Origin of the sequence: Stutzerimonas marianensis (assembly GCF_022810315.1) — a bacterium.
Classification (GTDB): Bacteria; Pseudomonadota; Gammaproteobacteria; order Pseudomonadales; family Pseudomonadaceae; genus Stutzerimonas; species Stutzerimonas marianensis.
This window is the reverse complement of sequence record NZ_JALGRD010000004.1, coordinates 166,026-184,886: the sequence shown is the minus strand read 5'-3', so window position 1 is coordinate 184,886 and position 18,861 is coordinate 166,026. Positions and strand designations below refer to the sequence as shown.

Annotated in this window: 17 protein-coding genes; 5 read left to right on the top strand and 12 right to left on the bottom strand. The window is 60.7% G+C overall.

Annotation, left to right across the window (positions count from 1 at the left end; genetic code table 11):
• From MST27_RS08605 to MST27_RS08595, 3 genes are read right to left on the bottom strand one after another with little or no spacing between them, the layout of a single operon-like run.
• Positions 1–867 (bottom strand): carbohydrate ABC transporter permease, encoded by an 867-nt coding sequence (locus MST27_RS08605; protein WP_243605554.1) that lies wholly within the window; start codon positions 865–867, stop codon positions 1–3.
• Complete coding sequence (locus MST27_RS08600) at positions 864–1,961, bottom strand: ABC transporter ATP-binding protein (protein ID WP_243605553.1); 1,098 nt, start codon at positions 1,959–1,961, stop codon at positions 864–866. The genes MST27_RS08605 and MST27_RS08600 overlap by 4 nt, the downstream gene beginning before the upstream one ends.
• A gap of 10 nt (positions 1,962–1,971) precedes the next feature.
• Positions 1,972–3,054, bottom strand: a complete 1,083-nt coding sequence (locus MST27_RS08595) for an ABC transporter ATP-binding protein (protein ID WP_243605552.1) — start codon at positions 3,052–3,054, stop codon at positions 1,972–1,974.
• A gap of 219 nt (positions 3,055–3,273) precedes the next feature.
• Between MST27_RS08595 and MST27_RS08590 the strand changes: the two genes are divergently transcribed.
• A complete protein-coding gene (locus MST27_RS08590) occupies positions 3,274–5,118 on the top strand; it encodes a sigma-54-dependent Fis family transcriptional regulator (protein ID WP_243605551.1) in 1,845 nt (614 codons plus the stop codon).
• A gap of 45 nt (positions 5,119–5,163) precedes the next feature.
• Here MST27_RS08590 and cysS read toward each other — a convergent pair whose 3' ends face one another.
• Entirely contained in the window at positions 5,164–6,549 is a 1,386-nt protein-coding gene (gene cysS, locus MST27_RS08585) for a cysteine--tRNA ligase (protein ID WP_243605550.1), read from the bottom strand.
• A complete protein-coding gene (locus tag MST27_RS08580; RefSeq protein WP_243605549.1) occupies positions 6,549–8,219 on the bottom strand; it encodes a glutamine--tRNA ligase/YqeY domain fusion protein in 1,671 nt (556 codons plus the stop codon). The genes cysS and MST27_RS08580 overlap by 1 nt, the downstream gene beginning before the upstream one ends.
• Before the next feature lie 190 nt (positions 8,220–8,409).
• Here MST27_RS08580 and MST27_RS08575 point away from each other — a divergent pair, with 190 nt between their 5' ends.
• Together MST27_RS08575 and lpxH are read left to right on the top strand one after the other, a co-directional pair.
• Positions 8,410–8,904 (top strand): peptidylprolyl isomerase, encoded by a 495-nt coding sequence (locus tag MST27_RS08575; protein WP_243605548.1) that lies wholly within the window; start codon positions 8,410–8,412, stop codon positions 8,902–8,904.
• Between the two features lie 6 nt (positions 8,905–8,910).
• Positions 8,911–9,633 carry a UDP-2,3-diacylglucosamine diphosphatase gene (gene lpxH, locus MST27_RS08570; protein WP_243605547.1) on the top strand — a complete coding sequence of 241 codons (723 nt, stop codon included), beginning with the start codon at positions 8,911–8,913 and terminating at the stop codon, positions 9,631–9,633.
• 2 nt (positions 9,634–9,635) lie between these two features.
• Here the strand turns inward: lpxH and MST27_RS08565 are convergent, their stop codons facing one another.
• Positions 9,636–10,241, bottom strand: a complete 606-nt coding sequence (locus MST27_RS08565; RefSeq protein ID WP_420864233.1) for a MiaE family protein — start codon at positions 10,239–10,241, stop codon at positions 9,636–9,638.
• Between the two features lie 151 nt (positions 10,242–10,392).
• Between MST27_RS08565 and MST27_RS08560 the strand changes: the two genes are divergently transcribed.
• On the top strand, positions 10,393–11,268 hold the full coding sequence (locus MST27_RS08560) for a universal stress protein (RefSeq protein ID WP_243605546.1): 876 nt from the start codon (positions 10,393–10,395) through the stop codon (positions 11,266–11,268).
• A 1-nt stretch (position 11,269) separates the two neighbouring features.
• On the opposite strand, the gene MST27_RS08555 is transcribed toward MST27_RS08560, so the two are convergent.
• Positions 11,270–11,734: a DUF1289 domain-containing protein gene (locus MST27_RS08555; protein WP_243605545.1), complete on the bottom strand. Its 465-nt coding sequence runs from the start codon at positions 11,732–11,734 to the stop codon at positions 11,270–11,272.
• A 397-nt stretch (positions 11,735–12,131) separates the two neighbouring features.
• Between MST27_RS08555 and acnB the strand changes: the two genes are divergently transcribed.
• Positions 12,132–14,741: a bifunctional aconitate hydratase 2/2-methylisocitrate dehydratase gene (gene acnB, locus MST27_RS08550; RefSeq protein WP_243605749.1), complete on the top strand. Its 2,610-nt coding sequence runs from the start codon at positions 12,132–12,134 to the stop codon at positions 14,739–14,741.
• Between the two features lie 206 nt (positions 14,742–14,947).
• Here acnB and MST27_RS08545 read toward each other — a convergent pair whose 3' ends face one another.
• From MST27_RS08545 to MST27_RS08525, 5 genes are all read right to left on the bottom strand, one after another.
• Positions 14,948–15,940, bottom strand: coding sequence for an OmpA family protein (locus tag MST27_RS08545; protein WP_243605544.1), 993 nt, complete (start codon positions 15,938–15,940; stop codon positions 14,948–14,950).
• Positions 15,941–16,039: 99 nt separating this feature from the next.
• A complete protein-coding gene (gene sigX / locus MST27_RS08540) occupies positions 16,040–16,630 on the bottom strand; it encodes an RNA polymerase sigma factor SigX (protein WP_243605543.1) in 591 nt (196 codons plus the stop codon).
• Between the two features lie 82 nt (positions 16,631–16,712).
• Complete coding sequence (locus MST27_RS08535) at positions 16,713–17,543, bottom strand: mechanosensitive ion channel family protein (RefSeq protein WP_243605542.1); 831 nt, start codon at positions 17,541–17,543, stop codon at positions 16,713–16,715.
• A 2-nt stretch (positions 17,544–17,545) separates the two neighbouring features.
• A complete protein-coding gene (locus tag MST27_RS08530) occupies positions 17,546–17,788 on the bottom strand; it encodes a CrfX protein (protein ID WP_243605541.1) in 243 nt (80 codons plus the stop codon).
• A gap of 57 nt (positions 17,789–17,845) precedes the next feature.
• The gene (locus tag MST27_RS08525; RefSeq protein WP_243605540.1) at positions 17,846–18,835 is read right to left on the bottom strand and encodes a CorA family divalent cation transporter; all 990 of its coding nucleotides are present in this window, start codon (positions 18,833–18,835) and stop codon (positions 17,846–17,848) included.
• Between the last annotated feature and the right edge of the window lie 26 nt (positions 18,836–18,861).

Here is an 18,861-nt window from a genome sequence, read left to right as displayed (position 1 = left end):
TCATCGCGTCTGGTCGCCATGGGTCATGGCTGTATAGAACAACCAGGACACCAGGAGGATGATCAGGAAGTAGATCAGCGAGAACGCCGCCGCCGGCCCGAGATCGAATTGCCCCACCGCCATTTTCGTCAGGGTCTGGCTGAGAAACGTCGTCGCATTGCCAGGCCCACCGCCCGTCAGCACGAAGGGCTCGGTGTAGATCATGAAGCTGTCCATGAAACGCAGCATTACGGCGATCAGCAGCACGCTCTTCAATTTGGGCAACTGGATGTGACGGAACACGGCCCAGGCCGAAGCGCGGTCGATACGCGCGGCCTGGTAATAAACGTCCGGTATGGCTCTCAGTCCCGAATAACAGAGCAGCGCAACCAGCGATGTCCAGTGCCAGACATCCATGACCAGTACCGTGACCCAGGCGTCACGCGTGTTGGAGGCGTAGTTGTAGTTCACCCCCAGCTCGTTCAGCACGTAGCCCAGCAGGCCGATATCCGCACGCCCGAATATCTGCCAGATGGTGCCCACCACGTTCCATGGAATCAGCAACGGAATAGCCATCACGATCAGGCAGACAGAGGTCCAGCGACCACGTGTCGGCATCGTCAGCGCCACCGCAATACCCAGCGGAATCTCGATCAGCAGCACGCAGGCGGAAAAGATGAACTGCCGCAGCAGCGAGTCGTGCAGCCTCGGGTCGTTGAGAATCTGGCGGTACCAGTCCGCGCCGACGAAGAAGCGCGTCGAGGAATCGAAGATGTCCTGCACCGAATAGTTGACCACTGTCATCATCGGCAGCACGGCGCTGAAGGCGACGAGCAGGAACACCGGCAGTACCAGCCACCAGGCCCGATTGTCCTGAACCTTGTTCATGGCTGCGCCTCCACCAGACGGTCATCGGCATAGAGCATCAACCACTGTTCAGGAAAGCCGACCCAGGCCCGGCCTTTGGGAACGCTCTGGTCTTCCGGCAGCCGCGCCTTGAGCAACTGCGCCTGCAAGCGGAGCGTGACGATCTTGTAGGTCCCCAGATCCTCGACAAGGACCACATCTGCCGGCATGCCACCGGCGCCGGGTTCGTCACTGACCTGGACGAATTCCGGCCGGATGCCAAGCTGCAGCCGACGGCCCGCCAGTTCCGGCAGGCGCGCCAGCAACGGGCCGGCCAGCGGGTGGTGCTGACCGCCGAAGCCAACCCCACCGGGCTCTGGCGTCACCTCGATCAGGTTCATGCCCGGGCTCCCCACGAAGAACCCGACAAAGGTGTGCTGCGGTCGCTCGAACAATTCACGCGGCGTACCGAACTGCACGATCTGGCCGCCATGCATCACAGCGATCTTGTCGGCAAACGTCGAGGCCTCCAACTGATCGTGCGTCACATAGATCATGGTGATGTTGAACTGCTCATGTATCTGTTTGAGCTTGCGGCGCAGCTTCCACTTCAAATGCGGATCGATCACCGTCAGCGGCTCGTCGAACAGAATGGCTGTCACGTCGTCCCGCACAAGCCCGCGCCCCATCGACACCTTCTGTTTTTCGTCGGCGGTCAGGTTGCGCGCCTTCTTCTTCAGGACCGGATGTAGATCGAGCACCTCGGCGATCTCGTGCACACGGCTCGTCACCTTTGTCTCCGGGACGCCCTGATTGCGCAGCGGAAAAGCCAGATTGTCGAAGACCGTCATCGTGTCGTAGACCACCGGGAACTGGAAAACCTGTGCGATGTTGCGCTGCTCGGGTGACAGGCGATTAACCTCACGGGCATCGAACAGCACCTGGCCTTCCGAGGGGCTGAGCAGTCCAGAGATGATGTTCAGCAGGGTCGATTTGCCGCATCCGGAGGGTCCCAGCAAGGCATAGGCGCCCCCCTGCTCCCAGACGTGGTCCATCTCCCTGATCGCGTAGTCGGCCGCCTCGCGCGGCTGCGAACTGTAGCTGTGGGCGAGGTTCTGCAAACGGATCTCCGCCATGGGCGCTTCCTCAGGCACGTCGCGCCGGTGCCTGGGCCAGCCGGCCACGGGCATCGAATACGAACAACTTGTGAGTCGGGATGTAGACGCGGATGGGGGCGTCCACCGCATAGTCGTGGACGCCCTGCAGGTGCAGGACAAGGCTCATCTGCTCATTACGCACGTGCAGGAAGGTCTCCGAGCCACTGATTTCGGCAAGCTCGACCACGCCGGACACTTCCAGATCATCGTCGTTGGAAGGCACGAGGCCGATGTGACTGGGCCGTACGCCGAAGCTGTATTCACCTTCGTCAAGCGCCTGCAGATCGGCATTGAGCGGGAAATGCAACCGTTCCTGAAAGCTCACTTCATTGGCGCCGATGCGCCCTGGCAGCAGGTTGATCGGCGGTTCGGAAAACAGCTCGGCACTGAGAATCTGGCTGGGACGATGATAGACCGCGCCGGTCGGACCGCTCTGGATGACGCGCCCCTCGTGCAGCACCGTCGCGGTACCACCCAGTGCCAGCGCCTCGTTGGGTTCTGTCGTGGCATAGACGGCAATGCTGCGCCGGGTGCGAAAGAGTTCGCGCATTTCCTGACGCAGCTCTTCGCGCAGCTTGTAGTCCAGGTTGACCAGCGGCTCGTCGAACAGCACCAGATCGGCGTCTTTAACCAGCGCACGCGCCATGGCCGTCCGTTGCTGTTGCCCACCTGAAAGCTCGAGCGGCAAACGAGAGAGGTAAGCCTCGATATGCAGCATCTCGGCCGTCTCGCGCACCCGGCGATCGATCTCCGAACGTTCCAGGCCTGCTTGCCGCAACGGCGAGGCGATGTTTTCGAAAACACTCAACGTCGGATAGTTGATGAACTGCTGATAGACCATCGAGACATTGCGCTTGCGTACCGGGACGCCCGTCACATCAGCGCCATTCATGAGGATTCGGCCACTGCTCGGTTTGTCCAGCCCAGCCATCAGCCGCATCAGCGAGGTCTTGCCCGAAAGCGTCCTGCCGATCAGTACGTTGAACGAACCCGGCTCGAAGCTCAGGCTGACGGCATCGATATGCAGTTGGCCGTCAACCGTCTTGGAAACCTGCTCCAGTGTGAGGGACATGTCGCATCCTTCTGATTGTTATGAAGGCGACAGGAGCGATTTCCGTGCCAGGCCAAACGCAACGCTCTGCAGCGGGGGTCGCGGGCGACCAGAGCGCTCTGAAGTGTTCAAAATGAACATTTCTGAACATTGACAGTGAACGGAAATGAACAAGACTGTTCAGGACGCCCGCAGCTCAGGTGGCGACAGAACAACAATAATTCGTTCCAAGAGGACGCTATGGCAGAGCCGCTCCGGTCCATCTCCCATCAGACGCTGATTCAGCAATCCTGGCAGCGCTGCGAAGGCTACGGGCTCGACCCACTGAGCCAACCCAGCTTCGGTGAGCCCGACGAGCAGGATGTCAGCGCCCTGCTCGAGCGCCAGCGAAGCCTGGTACAGACGACTCAGCAGGAAGTCCTGCCCTATTACGAGAACATTCTGTCGAACTCGAGCTGCCTGATCCTGCTTGCCGACAGCAACGGTCGGTTGCTGCAGCGCTGGGGCGATCAGCGCTTCGAGGCTCCTCGGCAGCGTGGTTTCGCACCTGGCGCGAGCTGGATGGAGAAAGATACCGGCACGAATGCCATCGGCACCGCGCTGGCCTGCCGCCAGGCCGTGCATATCCAGCGCGACGAGCATTATCTCAAGGCCAACCGCTACCTCACCGGCGCCGCGTCTCCCATCTACGACGCGCAACGCGAGCTGATTGCCGTACTTGATGTGTCCAGCGACAGCTACCTGCCGCCGTCCCACACACTCGGCATGGTCAAGATGATGAGCCAGGCCGTGGAGAATCGGCTGATCCTCAATCTGTTTCGCGATGACTATTTCCAACTCATCTTCAACACCGGGCCGGACAGCCTGGACAGCCAGTGGGCTGGGCTGCTCGTTTTCGATGACACCGGCATGATCGTTTCGGCCAACCGTCGAGCGGACATCCTGCTCGGACTGGATCTGGCCCACGTGAAGATCGAAACCCTGTTCGATACGCCGCTACGCCAGCTTCAGAGCCAGCCCGAGGACCAGCCCATCCTGCTGCGAGCTCGCGGACGGCATCGCTTCCATGGCCTCGTCCGCAGACCACAACGTCCCCGTATCCAGGCCCGCGACTTCCGCCCCGCCCCAGCCCCGGCCCAGGGGGCCGGAGCTATCGAGCATGGCGACCCGAGGGTGCAACGTGCCGTTGGCCAGGCACAGCGGATGCTGGAAAAGAACATCCCGATCCTGATCCATGGCGAAACGGGCGTGGGCAAGGAAATCCTGGTAAAGGCCTTACATCAGGCAAGTCGCTGGCGTGATGCGCCCCTGGTGGCGGTCAACTGCGCCGCGATCCCGGCCGAACTGATCGAATCGGAGCTGTTTGGCTATGAGAAAGGCGCCTTCACCGGCGCGCACCAGAAGGGTCGCACCGGCCTGATCCGTAAGGCGGACAAAGGTGTGCTGTTTCTTGACGAAATCGGTGACATGCCACCCAGCCTGCAGGCCCGCCTGTTGCGGGTGCTACAGGATCGCTGCGTACAACCGCTGGGTGGCGGTGAAGTGCTTCCCGTGGATTTCCGCCTGATTTGTGCAACCAACCGTTGCTTGCGCGAGGATGTCGACAACGGTCGATTCCGCCAGGATCTTTACTACCGCATCAACGGATTCGGCGTGACGCTCCCGCCACTTCGCGAGCGTAAGGACAAGCGCTGGTTGTACCAGCGCCTGTGGGAGGAGCACCGTGAACGTGAGCAGACCGCAGGGCTGAGCGACGAGGTGCTGAGGCTGTTCGACGCCCACCCCTGGCCCGGCAATGTCCGTCAGCTGAGCAGTGTGATTCAGGTTGCCCTGGCGCTGGCCGATGACCAGCCGGTTCGATCTGAGCATCTGCCCGGCGACTTCTTCCTCGACATCGAGGCCGACGCTCGGGGCGAACATTTCACCAGCGCCAGCCCAAAGGTGGCAGCTGACCAGCCGCTGCGTTATCAGTACCGCGCCTGCAACGGCAACATCGCCTTACTGGCTCGCCAGCTCGGCGTCAGCCGCAACACCTTGTACAAACGTCTGCGTGCCGAAGGGCTGTATCCAGCGGGTCAGGGGTGAAGGCTCGCTTGCAGCCGGAGCGACCGCAGCCGCCCGCAACATGCATTATTCAGCGAGGCGCCAAGTCGTGCCGCCCTTGCCGTCCTCCAGCACCACGCCCATTGCGGTGAGCTGGTCGCGTATGCGATCGGATTCGGCCCAGTTCTTGTCGGCACGCGCCTGCAGGCGCGCCGCGATCAGCGCTTCCACTTGTGCAGCGTCAACCTTGTCAGCGGCACCGGCTTGCAGAAAGGCATCGGGCTCCAGCTGCAACACACCGAGGACGCTGGCCAGCTGCTTGAGTTGCGCGGCCAGACCGGCCGCGGCCTGCAGGTCTGCTTCGCGCAGACGATTGACCTCGCGGATCATTTCGAACAACACGGCGCAGGCTTCTGGTGAATTGAAATCATCGTCCATCGCTGCGCCAAAGCGCTCGACAAATGTCGAGCCACCTGCCGGCGCCGCCGACGGCAGCCCCTTGAGCCCATTGTAGAAACGCTCCAGTGCAGCCTTGGCTTCCTTCAGGCTGTCTTCGGAGTAATTGATCGGGCTGCGGTAGTGGCTGGAGACGAGCAGATAGCGCACCACTTCAGGCTGGTATTTTTCCAATACCTCGCGAATGGTGAAGAAGTTGCCCAACGATTTGGACATCTTCTCGCCATCCACGCGCACCGCACCGGCATGCATCCAGGCGTTCGCGTACGGCTTACCGGTGGCCGCCTCGCTCTGCGCGATCTCGTTCTCGTGGTGCGGGAACACCAGGTCGGGGCCACCGCCGTGAATGTCGAAGGTCTCGCCCAGGCAGCATGTGGACATCACCGAGCATTCGATGTGCCAACCCGGACGCCCCTTGCCCCATGGGGAGTCCCAGCTCGGCTCGCCGGGCTTGGCGGCTTTCCAGAGCACGAAATCCAGCGGATCTTCCTTCGCCTCGTCGACCTCGATCCGGGCGCCGATCTTCAGATCCTCGATCTTGCGGCGCGACAGCTTGCCGTACCCGGCGAAGCGGCCGACGCGGTAGTAGACGTCACCATTGCCCGGCGCATAAGCGAAGCCCTTGTCGATGAGCGCCTGGATCATCGCGTGCATGCCGGCGATATGCTCCGTCGCCCTGGGCTCGGCATCGGGGCGCAGCACGCTCAGGCGCGCCTCGTCCTCATGCATCGCCGCGATCATGCGCTCGGTCAAAACCTCGAACGACTCGCCGTTTTCTTGCGCACGGCGGATGATCTTGTCGTCGATATCAGTGATGTTTCGCACATAGGTCAGCTCGTAACCACGCTGGCGTAACCAGCGGGCGACGACATCGAAGGCCACCATGACGCGCGCATGGCCGATATGGCAGAAGTCATAGACCGTCATGCCACAGACGTACATGCGCACCTGGTTGCCCACCAGCGGCTGCAGCGGCGCCTTGACCTTGCTCAGGGTGTTGTAAATCGTCAACGCCATTACTGGCCTCCCCACGAATCACGCAGGGTCACGGTGCGATTGAATACCAGCGCCCCCGGCTTGCTGTCCTTGCGGTCGACGCAGAAATAGCCCTCGCGTTCGAACTGAAAGCGCTCTTCCGCTTCGGCGTTGGCAAGCGAAGGCTCGACGCGGCAACCCTTGAGGACGACCAGCGAGTCGGGATTGATGTTGTCCAGGAAGCTGCCGCCCCCCTCGTCCTTCTCCGGATTGGCGGAACGGAACAGGCGGTCATACAGCCGCACCTCACATTCGACGCTTTCGGCAGCGGGCACCCAGTGAATCACACCTTTGACCTTGCGGCCCTCGGGGTTCTTGCCCAACGTATCCGGGTCATAGGAGCAGCGCAGCTCGACAACGTCGCCGTCGGCGTTCTTGATCGCCTCATCGGCACGAATGACATAGCTGCCGCGCAGACGGACCTCACCGCCCGGCTCGAGGCGCTTGAAACCCTTCGGCGGGTTCTCCTCGTAGTCACCCGCGTCGATGTAGATCTCCCGCGAGAACGGCAGCTGACGCATGCCCATGTCCTGCTTGGGATGGCGCGGCAGCTCCAGGTTCTCGACCTGACCTTCGGGGTAATTGGTGATCACGACCTTCAGCGGCTTGAGCACGCACATCGCGCGCGGCGCGTTGGCGTCCAGATCCTCCCGAATGGCGAATTCGAGCATGCCGATATCGACCACGCCGCCGGCGCGGTTCACTCCGATCATGTCGCAGAAGTTACGAATCGATGCCGGCGTATAGCCGCGGCGGCGATAGCCGCTGAGCGTCGACATGCGTGGATCGTCCCAGCCGATTACATGCCGCTCGTCCACCAGCTGCTTGAGCTTGCGCTTGCTGGTGATGGTGTAGTTCAGGTTGAGCCGCGCGAATTCATACTGGCGTGGACGCGCCGGCACGGGCAGGTTCTCCAAGAACCAGTCATACAGCGGGCGATGATCTTCGAACTCGAGCGTGCAAATCGAGTGAGTGATGCCTTCTATGGCATCGGACTGGCCATGGGTGAAGTCGTAGCTCGGGTAGATGCACCACGCGTTGCCGGTCTGGTGGTGATGCGCATGACGGATGCGATAGAGAATCGGATCGCGCAGGTTCATGTTAGGCGAAGCCATGTCGATCTTGGCACGCAGGGCCTTGGCGCCGTCCGGGAACTCACCGGCCTTCATGCGGGCGAACAAGTCGAGGTTGTCCGCCACGGACCGATCGCGAAATGGGCTGTTGCGGCCCGGCTCGGTGAGGCTGCCGCGATATTCACGCGCTTGCTCGGGTGTCAGGTCGCAGACGTAGGCCTTACCGGCCTTGATCAGTTCAACGGCCCAGGTGTGCAGTTGCTCGAAATAATCGGACGCGTAGCGCTCCTGGCCGGCCCACTCGAAACCCAGCCACTGGACGTCCGCCTTGATGGCGTCAATGTATTCCTGATCTTCCTTGGCCGGGTTGGTGTCGTCGAAACGCAGGTTGCACTCGCCACCGAACTCCTTGGCCAGCCCGAAGTTGAGGCAGATCGACTTGGCGTGACCGATGTGCAGGTAACCGTTGGGCTCCGGCGGAAAACGCGTGACGATCTTGTCGTGCTTGCCCGACTCCAGGTCGGCCTGGACGATCGGACGAAGAAAGTTGGTGGCTGCGGTAGTCTCGGGCTTGCTCATGGTGTCCTTACAATCTGCGAATGCGCGGCTCAGGGTAGGCCCGCCAAATCAAAGCGCTTATCATAGCGGACCCGTCAACCCCCTGACAGAGCCATGCGCCCGGCCGCATCTGCCGCTACTGCAGCGCTGTTCAGCCCAGATCCAGGCACCGCGTACCGACGCGACTTCTCGTCTGATAAGGAAGGCTTCAATGATCAAACTCCACACCAATCATGGCGTCATCTCGATCGAACTGTTCGAAGACAAGGCCCCGGAAACCGCCGCCAACTTCAAGGAATACGTCAAGAGCGGCCACTACGACGGAACAGTCTTCCACCGCGTGATCAGCAACTTCATGATCCAGGGCGGTGGTTTCGAGCCGGGCATGAAGCAGAAAGCTACCCGTGCGCCAATCAAGAACGAAGCCAACAACGGTCTTTCCAACAAGACCGGCACCCTCGCCATGGCGCGCACCATGGAGCCGCATTCGGCTTCTGCGCAATTCTTCATCAACGTCAAGGACAACGATTTCCTCGACCACACGGCGCCGACCGTTCAGGGCTGGGGCTACGCGGTGTTCGGTAAGGTCGTCGAAGGCATGGACGTGGTGGAGAAGATCAAGGGCGTGCCGACGACCATGAAGTCCGGTCACCAGGACGTACCGGTCGATGACGTGGTGATCGAAAAGGCAGAGATCGTCGAGTAAAGCCTGTTGATCCTGCTGATTTCCGATCTGCATCTTGAGGAAGGACGCCCGGATATTACCCGGGCGTTTCTTCGTTTTCTCGACGACCGGGCCAGCCATGCCGAAGCCCTCTACATACTCGGGGACTTTTTCGAGGTCTGGATTGGCGACGACGGGATGACCCCGTTCCAGATCGATATCGCCGGTGCATTGAAGGCGTTAAGCGAGCGCGGCACCCGCATCTTCCTGATGCACGGGAACCGCGACTTCATGATCGGAAGGAGATTCTGTCGTCAGGCCGGCTGCGAGCTGCTGCATGACCCGCACGTCGCCAAGCTCAGAAACGAGCGGGTACTGCTGATGCACGGCGACAGCCTGTGCACTCGCGACACCGGCTACATGCGGCTTAGACGGTGGCTCCGTAATCCGATCAGCCTGTTCGTACTCCACCAGCTTCCACTCGCCAAGCGCCAGCAGCTCGCCAGTAGGCTACGGTCCACCAGCAAGACCGAGACGCGCATGAAGGCCAGCGATATCGTCGACGTGACGCCGGACGAGGTGATCAAGGTCATGCGGCGGTACAAGGTTCGAACGCTTGTCCATGGTCACACGCACCGTCCGGCGGTGCATGACATGCAAGTAGACGGCCGGTCTGCCAGGCGTATCGTGCTCGGCGACTGGGATCGTCAGGGCTGGGCTCTTCAAATAGACGAATCGGGTGCACATCAACAACCCTTCGCCTTGGATTGACCTCAGCTGGCGGCCGGCACACCACTGTGAAAGTAAAAGCCGTCATCCGGACTTTCGACCAGCTCGCGTTCTTTCACCCTGAAGCGCTCCACAGCCGCCTCGATATCGGCTGAATCGCCGTACAGGTAGGCCAACTTGAGATAGTCCTGAAAGTGCCTGGCCTCGGATTTCAGCAAGCCGTGGTAGAACCGGCTCAGTTCCTCGTCGAGGTATGGCACCAGGGATGCGAAGCGCTCGCAGGATCGTGCCTCGATGAACGCGCCGATGACCAGTGTGTCGATGAGCCGGTGCGGCTCGGCGTTACGCACGAAGGCGCGCAAGCCCGCGGCATAACGAGACGAACCGACATTGCGCAGCTCGATGCCCCGCTTGCGGATGATCGAAAGCACCTGCTCGAAATGCCGCAACTCCTCTCGTGCCAGCCGGGACATCTTGTTTTGCAGATCCGGCTTGTCGACGTATCTGAACATCAGCTGAAAGGCGGTTCCGGCAGCCTTCTTCTCGCAGTTGGCGTGATCAATCAACATCACGTCCTGCTTACGCAACGCCAGGTCAATCCATGCCTGGGGTGTGGCACATCCGAGAAAGTCGTTGAGTTCAGGCAGCATCGGGTTGGGCATCATGCGGGAAAGGTGGCGAGTCGGGGAGCGCATTATACGGGCACCGCCGCTCACGGCCAGAAGCGTTTGACCTGCGTCAGATTCTCAGCGTCGCCACTTGTCTATAGTGAGTCCATCAAAGCTGGAAAAGGAGCCGAACATGCAAGCGCTTCGCTGCATTCTCGTGGTACTCGACCCGAAACAGCCAGATGACCTGGCCGTGAAACGCGCCCGTCTGATCGCCAGCGTCAGTCAGGCCAGGTTGCATCTGCTGGTCGCCAGCAAGGACGATCATGACGCCTACCTCACCCGGATCCAGCAGGAGCTCCAGGGTCAGGGCATGGTCGTCACAGCGGAACAAGCGTGGCACGACAGCTTGCACCAGACGATCGCCTGCGTGCAGCAAGCCGAAGGATGCGGCCTGGTAATCAAGCAGCATGTGCCCGACAGCGCACTCAAGCGCGCCCTGCTAACACCGGATGACTGGAAACTGATGCGCTACTGCCCCTGCCCCGTTCTGCTGGTGAAGACGGAGGCGCCATGGACCGGCGGTAATGTGCTCGCCGCCGTCGACGTCGGTAATGCCGACATCGAACACCGGACGCTGCATGCATCGATCATTCAACACGGCCACCAGATCGCCGCACTGGCCGAAGGCAATCTGCATGTCATCACAGCCCACCCGTCGGCCATGCTTTCCGCTGCAGATCCGGCATTTCAGCTCAAGGAAACTATCGAAGCGCGCTATCGCGCCGCCTGCAAGCAGTTCCAGGCGGAATTCAACATTCCGGACGGCCAACTTCATATTGAAGAGGGCCCGGCGGACGCGCTGATCCCTCGCGTCTGTCATCAACTAAACGCGGTTGTCACCGTGATCGGCACCGTAGCCCGAACGGGATTTTCAGGCGCTTTGATGGGCAACACCGCTGAAGTCGTGCTTGATGCACTGGAAAGCGACGTTCTGGTACTCAAGCCTGACGACATCATCGATCACTTGGAACAGCTCGTGGCACAACGTTGTCATGTGCGGCCGTGATTTACTCGGAACCTGCCACCAGTCCGGGCGCGATGTACCGGTGGTAGTGCGCCTCCGACAGCAGAAAGAATTCGCGGTCGATGGCGTCACGCAGCTCTGGTAGCGCCCAGTCGCGAAACTCGGGCAGCAGCACGACACCGTAAGCGTCAAGCTGCTGAATCATGCGTGCGCCCCGGGCGATGAGCTGATAAGCCCAGCAATAAGGGGATTGCTCCGCAACGAACCGAATCTGCCGGGCCTCAAGCTGACGCCGCAGCAGCTCAGTATCGAAGATTTCCACCTTGGCCATCATCACCTGCGCGAGCAAATGCTCCAGGCGCCGCCAGACCGAGCGTTTGCTTTGCTCGTCGTACGCGTTCCAATTCACCACTTCATGATGAAAGCGCTTGCAGCCGCGACACACCACATCGCCATAGACGGTGGAACACAAGCCGACACAAGGCGTTTTGATGCGGTGATTGGACATGACAAAGCAGGATCGAACGACGGCGCTGCATCTTAGACTTTTGTCCAAGCCGGGTCACGGCCCAATGCGCTTCAGCGCATCGAGATCCACCAAGGCCGCGCCAGTCGGAGGTCCGACCGCTCTCCACGGGCCGCGCTCCGGCGCTTTGGTTCGGGCGCGCGCGGCGGTCGCGCGCTTAACTTTGCGAGCCCGTTCCAGTAGAATCAGCCCGCCGTTTTCGGCGCCACGATCCGAGAGAAGCTGTTTTCAAAGCGTCACGAGCACAGTTGAACCGGCATTAGCGGATGCGCAGATCCCTCTACCCTGCGCATCCGGCCTGGCCGGCGTAAAACTTTGAAAACAGCTTCCGGATGCGCGTCCCGAGACACCCAAGGGACCACTGATGAGGGTAATAACTGTGCTTGAAGCCTATCGCAAACACGTAGAAGAGCGTGCCGCCCAGGGCGTCGTGCCCCAGCCGCTGAACGCCGAGCAGACCGCAGGTCTGGTCGAACTGCTGAAGAATCCGCCGGCCGGCGAAGAACAATTCCTCCTCGACCTGATCACCAACCGCGTTCCGGCGGGCGTCGATGAGGCCGCCTACGTCAAGGCAGGCTTCCTTTCCGCCATCGCGAAGGGCGAAGCCACCTCGCCGCTGATCGACAAGCAGCACGCCGTCAAACTGCTGGGGACCATGCAGGGCGGCTACAACATCGCCACCCTGGTGGAACTGCTGGACAGCCCGGCGCTTGCCGAGGTTACCGCCGAACAACTGAAGCATACCCTGCTGATGTTCGATGCTTTCCATGACGTCGCCGAGCGCGCCAAGAATGGAAATGCCGCCGCGAAGGCCGTGATGCAGTCCTGGGCTGACGGCGAGTGGTTCGTGAAGAGGCCTGCCGTACCTGAAAAGGTTACCCTGACGGTCTTCAAGGTACCTGGCGAAACCAACACGGACGACCTGTCGCCCGCTCCGGATGCCTGGTCCCGTCCCGACATCCCGCTGCACGCACAAGCCATGCTGAAGATGGCCCGCGACGGCATCGAGCCGGTCCAGCCGGGCTCTGTCGGCCCGCTCAAGCAGATCGAAGCCGTGAAGGCCAAGGGCTTCCCGGTTGCCTATGTCGGCGACGTGGTCGGCACCGGTTCTTCGCGCAAATCCGCAACCAACTCCGTCCTGTGGTTCTTCGGTGACGACATCCCGAACGTTCCGAACAAGCGCGCTGGTGGCTTCTGCTTCGGTACCAAGATCGCACCGATCTTCTATAACACCATGGAAGATGCCGGCGCCCTGCCGATCGAGTTCGACTGCTCCGACCTCGCCATGGGCGATGTGATCGACGTTTACCCTTACAAGGGCGAGGTCCGTCGCCACGACAGCGACGAGCTGGTCACCACCTTCCAGCTGAAGACCGACGTCCTGCTCGATGAAGTGCGCGCCGGCGGCCGCATCCCGCTGATCATCGGCCGCGGCCTGACCGAAAAGGCACGTGCCGAACTAGGCATGGGTCCGTCCAGCCTGTTCAAGAAGCCCGAAGCGCCTGCCGAAAGCAACAAGGGTTATACCCTGGCGCAGAAGATGGTCGGTCGTGCCTGTGGCCTGCCTGAAGGCAAGGGCGTTCGCCCCGGCACCTACTGCGAGCCGAAGATGACCACAGTCGGTTCTCAAGACACCACCGGCCCGATGACCCGCGACGAGCTGAAAGACCTGGCTTGCCTGGGCTTCTCCGCCGATCTGGTAATGCAGTCCTTCTGCCACACGGCGGCGTACCCGAAACCCATCGACGTGACCACGCATCACACGCTGCCCGACTTCATCATGACCCGTGGCGGTGTGTCCTTGCGCCCGGGCGACGGCATCATCCACAGCTGGCTGAACCGCATGCTGCTGCCGGACACCGTGGGCACTGGCGGTGATTCGCACACCCGCTTCCCGATGGGCATTTCCTTCCCGGCCGGTTCCGGCCTGGTCGCCTTCGCAGCTGCCACCGGCGTCATGCCGCTGGACATGCCGGAGTCCGTACTGGTTCGCTTCAAGGGCAAGATGCAGCCTGGTATCACGCTGCGCGACCTGGTTCATGCAATCCCCTACTACGCGATTCAGAAAGGCCTCCTGACGGTCGAGAAGAAAGGCAAGAAGAACATCTTCTCGGGTCGTATTCTCGAGATCGAAGGGCTGAACGACCTGACCGTCGAGCAAGCCTTCGAACTCTCTGACGCCTCTGCCGAGCGCTCGGCGGCCGGCTGCACCATCAAGCTGCCGGAAGCGGCAATCGCTGAGTACCTGAAGTCGAACATCACGCTGCTGCGCTGGATGATCAGCGAAGGCTACGGCGACGCTCGCACCCTGGAGCGCCGCGCCCAGGCAATGGAAGCCTGGCTGGCCAATCCGAAGCTGCTGTCTGCGGATGCAGACGCCGAGTACGCCGAAATCATCGAAATCGATCTTTCCGAGGTCAGGGAGCCGGTACTCTGCGCACCGAACGATCCGGACGACGCGCGCCTGTTGTCGAGTGTTCAGGGCGAGAAGATCGACGAAGTGTTCATCGGCTCCTGCATGACCAACATCGGCCACTTCCGTGCAGCCGGCAAGCTACTGGACAAGGTGGATGGCGCCCTGCCCACTCGCCTGTGGCTGTCGCCGCCAACCAAGATGGATCAGCATCAGCTGACCGAGGAAGGCTACTACGGCATCTACAGCCGTGCCGGTGCAAGACTGGAAATGCCAGGTTGCTCGTTGTGCATGGGTAACCAGGCTCGGGTAGAAACCGGCTCGACGGTGGTCTCCACCTCGACCCGTAACTTCCCCAACCGTCTGGGCGACGCGACCAACGTCTACCTGGCTTCGGCCGAGCTGGCGTCAGTCGCCTCGATCCTGGGTCGCCTGCCTACTGTGGAGGAATACATGACCTACGCAGCGCAGATCGACACCATGGCGGCAGATGTCTATCGCTACCTGAGCTTCGACCAGATCGCCGAGTTCCGCGAATCAGCGGCCAAGGCCAAGATCGACGTCGTAGCCGTGTAAGCGAAACGTTGTGTGGAAAGGCCCGCTTCGGCGGGCTTTTTCTTGCCTGGCTTTCAGCATTTCAGCCGGCGCCGGAGCAAGGGCTGGCACGCTCCCACAGACGAAATTCGGTCCGCGTGGTTGAGCTGCAGCGCAGCATTCCCTGCCGTTTCCTTGAGGCATGAAAAAGCCCGGCGGTGCCGGGCTTTTTTTGACGCGCAGATCGTTTAGCGAACCTGAGCTTCTACTTCTGCTTCTACACGGCGGTTGATCTGGCGACCTTCCTCGGTGCTGTTGTCGGCGACAGGGCGAGATTCGCCGTAGCCGACCGAGTCAACACGCTGGCTTTCCACACCGTATTGATTGACCAGAACCTCACGAACGGCCTGAGCACGACGCTCGGACAGACGCTGGTTGTACTGGTCGGTACCCACGGAGTCGGTATGCCCTTCGACCGTGGTGCTGGTCTGCGGATACTGCTGCATGAAATCAGCCAGGTTCTTGATGTCGCTGTAGCTTTCCTCACGAACCTGAGCGCGGTCGAAATCGAATTTGACGTCGAGTTCCACGCGAACCAGTTCGGGTTCCGGCTCCGGCTCGGTGTCGACGACAGGGGCAGGTGCCGGCTCCGGCGTCGGCTCGACTTGCGCGACCTGCTGCTGCGCGCCGCCACCGAAGTTCAGGCCAACACCCACGCCTGCCATCCACTCGCCTTCGTCCGCATCGATGTTGTACATGCCATCGACGCTGGCCTTGGCGAAGAAATTCTCGGTGAAGTAGTACTTCACCCCGGTGCCCACGTTGGCGAAGGTGCTGTGATCGCGCCCGCTGCGGTTGGCTTGTCCAATGCTCTGATGCGCGGCGCCAGCCGAAACGTACGGACGCAGGCCAACCCCAGGCTGACCGAAGTGGTAGGTGGCATCGAGAGAGGTCAGGCTGCCCTTGATGTCCTTGTGGCCGCCCGCACCGACGGGATCCTTGGACGTCAGGTCGTGATATTCGCCGTAGGACAGGCCCAAGGACACATCATCCGTCAGAAAGTAGCTGACGCCTGCGCCGTACAGCTCGCCGTCGCGCTGAACATCGCGAGAGCTGTCGGTGAAATAGTGCTTACCGAAGGCTTCCACCTCTACGGCGCCTTGGCCCTGTGCCAGCGCGCTAAGAGAAGTGGCGGCGACCAAGGAGCTAATGGCAACGCCCAAGGTGTTTTTAAGCTTCATCCGTAAATCCCCATCTGGTGGTTAGTATCAGAACAATCTAAGGAAACCGGTTAACTGTAAGCCAACGCTGTTCGCTACCAATACGACAACTATCAGGCGTTAAGTTTCAGCAATACCGGAAAATTTTTCCCGCAATTTATCCAGTGCCCGTTTATAGCGCATCTTCGTTGCGCTTAAACCCATGTGCATGATGTCGGCGATCTCCTGAAATTCCAGTTCCGCGACGAATCGTAGAACTAGAATCTCCCGATCTATTTGATTGACATGAACGAGCCACCTATCGAGCCCGCCTTTGTCATTGATTACCGGAGCCTTTTCCTCCGACGCCTCCTCAAGAGGATCCAGACTCAAGGCGTCGAGCAGTCGACGCTTGCGCCGCTCCTTGCGATATTGGGTGATGCATTCGTTGTAAGTAATGCTATATAGCCATGTCTTGAATTTGGACTTGCCTTCAAAATTCTTGAGGCCATACAGCACCTTCAACATCACTTCCTGGCAGACATCGTCGGCGTCGCGATCGTTGCCGAGATAACGTGCGCACACGTTGAACAAGGTGCGCTGATATCGCCGCATCAGCTCTTCGTACGCACGCGTTATATGAAACAGTTCCGTATGCGCGCGCTGCACCAGTTCCTCATCGGATAGCTGGCGGGGGTCATAATTCATGGCGAGAGGCTGAGCTTTGGTCAAGACACTTCGAGCCGGCGGTCGGTAACGGACGCCGATCCTGAAAACAGCAATCGGGGGCGGCGCACTTTAACAGATTCCCGGCCTAACGGCTGCCCACGCGCTGCTCCAACAACACTCGATTGGCGATGGAGACCAATTCGCCATCGTCGGTCAGCAGCAACGTCTTTGCCGTTCCGATCTCCTCGATTTCGCCGTCGAGATTCAAGGCATCAACCCTGATTCGCTGGCCCACTTCGTAGAGCTCACGAACATAGATTCCCGCCAGAATCTGACTCACCAATTCTCGGCTTCCGAGGCCGAAGGCCAGCGCCACCGCAAGGCCTACGGAGATCAGGGCAATGGCAATCACGTAATTGAGCAGCTCGGTCTTGACTTCCAGCTGACCTATCGCAACCGAAATGCTGATGATGATTACCAAGCCCTGGGCAATCCGTCCCAACCCGCTTGCGTACTCCAGCCCCACGCCTTCCGCCGCACCGCGAACCAGGCCATTTACCAGTTGCGCCAACAGGACACCGGCCAGGAGGATCGCCGCGGCACCGAAAACTTTCGGCACGTACAACGCAAGCATGTCGAGGGTCGCCGATACCCGAGCCAGGCCCAGTGACTCGGCGGCGGACACGAGAAACACCAGCAGCACGAACCAATAGACGATCTTGCCAATCAGCGCCGATACGGGCGCACGAATGCCAGCACGCAATAGCAGCTTCGTCAGCCCTGTGCCTGCCACCAGGCGATCGAGCCCCACCTTCGCGAGCAGCTTGGATAGCAACGCATCCAGCAGTTTGGCCACAACGAAGCCGACGGCCAACACCAGCAATGCGCCGAACAGACGCGGAATGAAGGCGGCAATGGGCGTCCACAGCGCGCTCAAGGCGCCAAACAAACTCTGGCTCCAGGGATCGAGATCCATGATCAGTCAGCCTTATCGATAGAAGAACGGGAAGGGTTGCGCCGCGCGGCGACCGACTTGCTCGAAGCGCCGCCGCTAAGGGCGATCATCGCGGCCTGCAGCCAGTGCCCCATCAAGCCGAACAGATCACCAGCACCCACCTGTCGGTTGGCGGTTTTCAGCACACGATCAAGGCACGCCTCGTCATCGTGTGTCGACTGGGAATTGAGCAGGTCTCGCAGCGACTCTTCGAAGGGATCGCGCATGATTACCTCACTTTGGTGTCACATCTAGACGGCAGGAAGGGGGATGCAAGTCACATCTCAGACCCACTTCAGGCGGCGGAACAACCACCATTGGAAAGCGGCGGTAGCGAGAATGATCAGACACACCACAGGGAAGCCGAATGAATAATCAGCCCCTGGGATGCCGCCCACGTTGATACCCAACAGGCCGGTGATAAAGCTCAGTGGCAGGAAGAAGCCGGTAATGATACCGAGCAGATACATGGTTCGGTTCATACGCTCGCGCATGCGCCGCTCTTCAGCCTCGAGCACCAGATTGATCCGCTCTCGGATGAGTTCAAGCTCTTCCAGATACCGGATCAGCCGGTTGCTCAGCTCGTTCCAATAGTCGGTGTCGTCGGCGACGAACCACGGCAGGCGATGACGCGTCAGCTGGCCGTAAATCTCCCGCTGTGGCAACAAGAAACGACGCAGGCTGGCCGCCTGGCGGCGAAGCGCAAGCAGCTTGTCCTGCGGGGGCGTATAACGCTCATCGCTTTCGACGCGCTCCTCCTCCTCGTCCAGCCTTTCGGTCAGCACGGTAACCAGGTCATCGACACGCTCTGTCAACGCGTCGGCCAGGCCCAGCAAGACCTCGGAGGACGTCCTCGGGCCAGTCCCTGCGTCCAGCTGCGCACGCACGACCTCGGTCGAACGTAGCGGACGCAAGCGCAGCGAGATAACCCGTCGAGCGTCAGCGAACACACGCAACGACACCATGTCTTCTGGCTCAGCGTCCGGATTGAGGTTCACACCTCGAAGAAAGAGCAGTAGCTCGTCACCGGGCAGGTTGAGCAATCGTGGGCGCGTGTTCTCTTCTAACAGGACGTCGCAGGCGAACCCACTCAAGCCGCTTGCTTGGCGCAACCATTGCTGCGCGCCGCGCGCACTGCGGTCCCAATGCAACCAGAGGGTTTCCGACTCACCCAACTCGAGCATGGCCAGATCCGCATGTTCGACGTGCCGAGCCCCGCCGTTACCGTCCAGTACGAGCGCGTGCAGCAATCCTGACTGATCAACCTGAATCAACTGACCACCTTTGCAAACCAGACCTG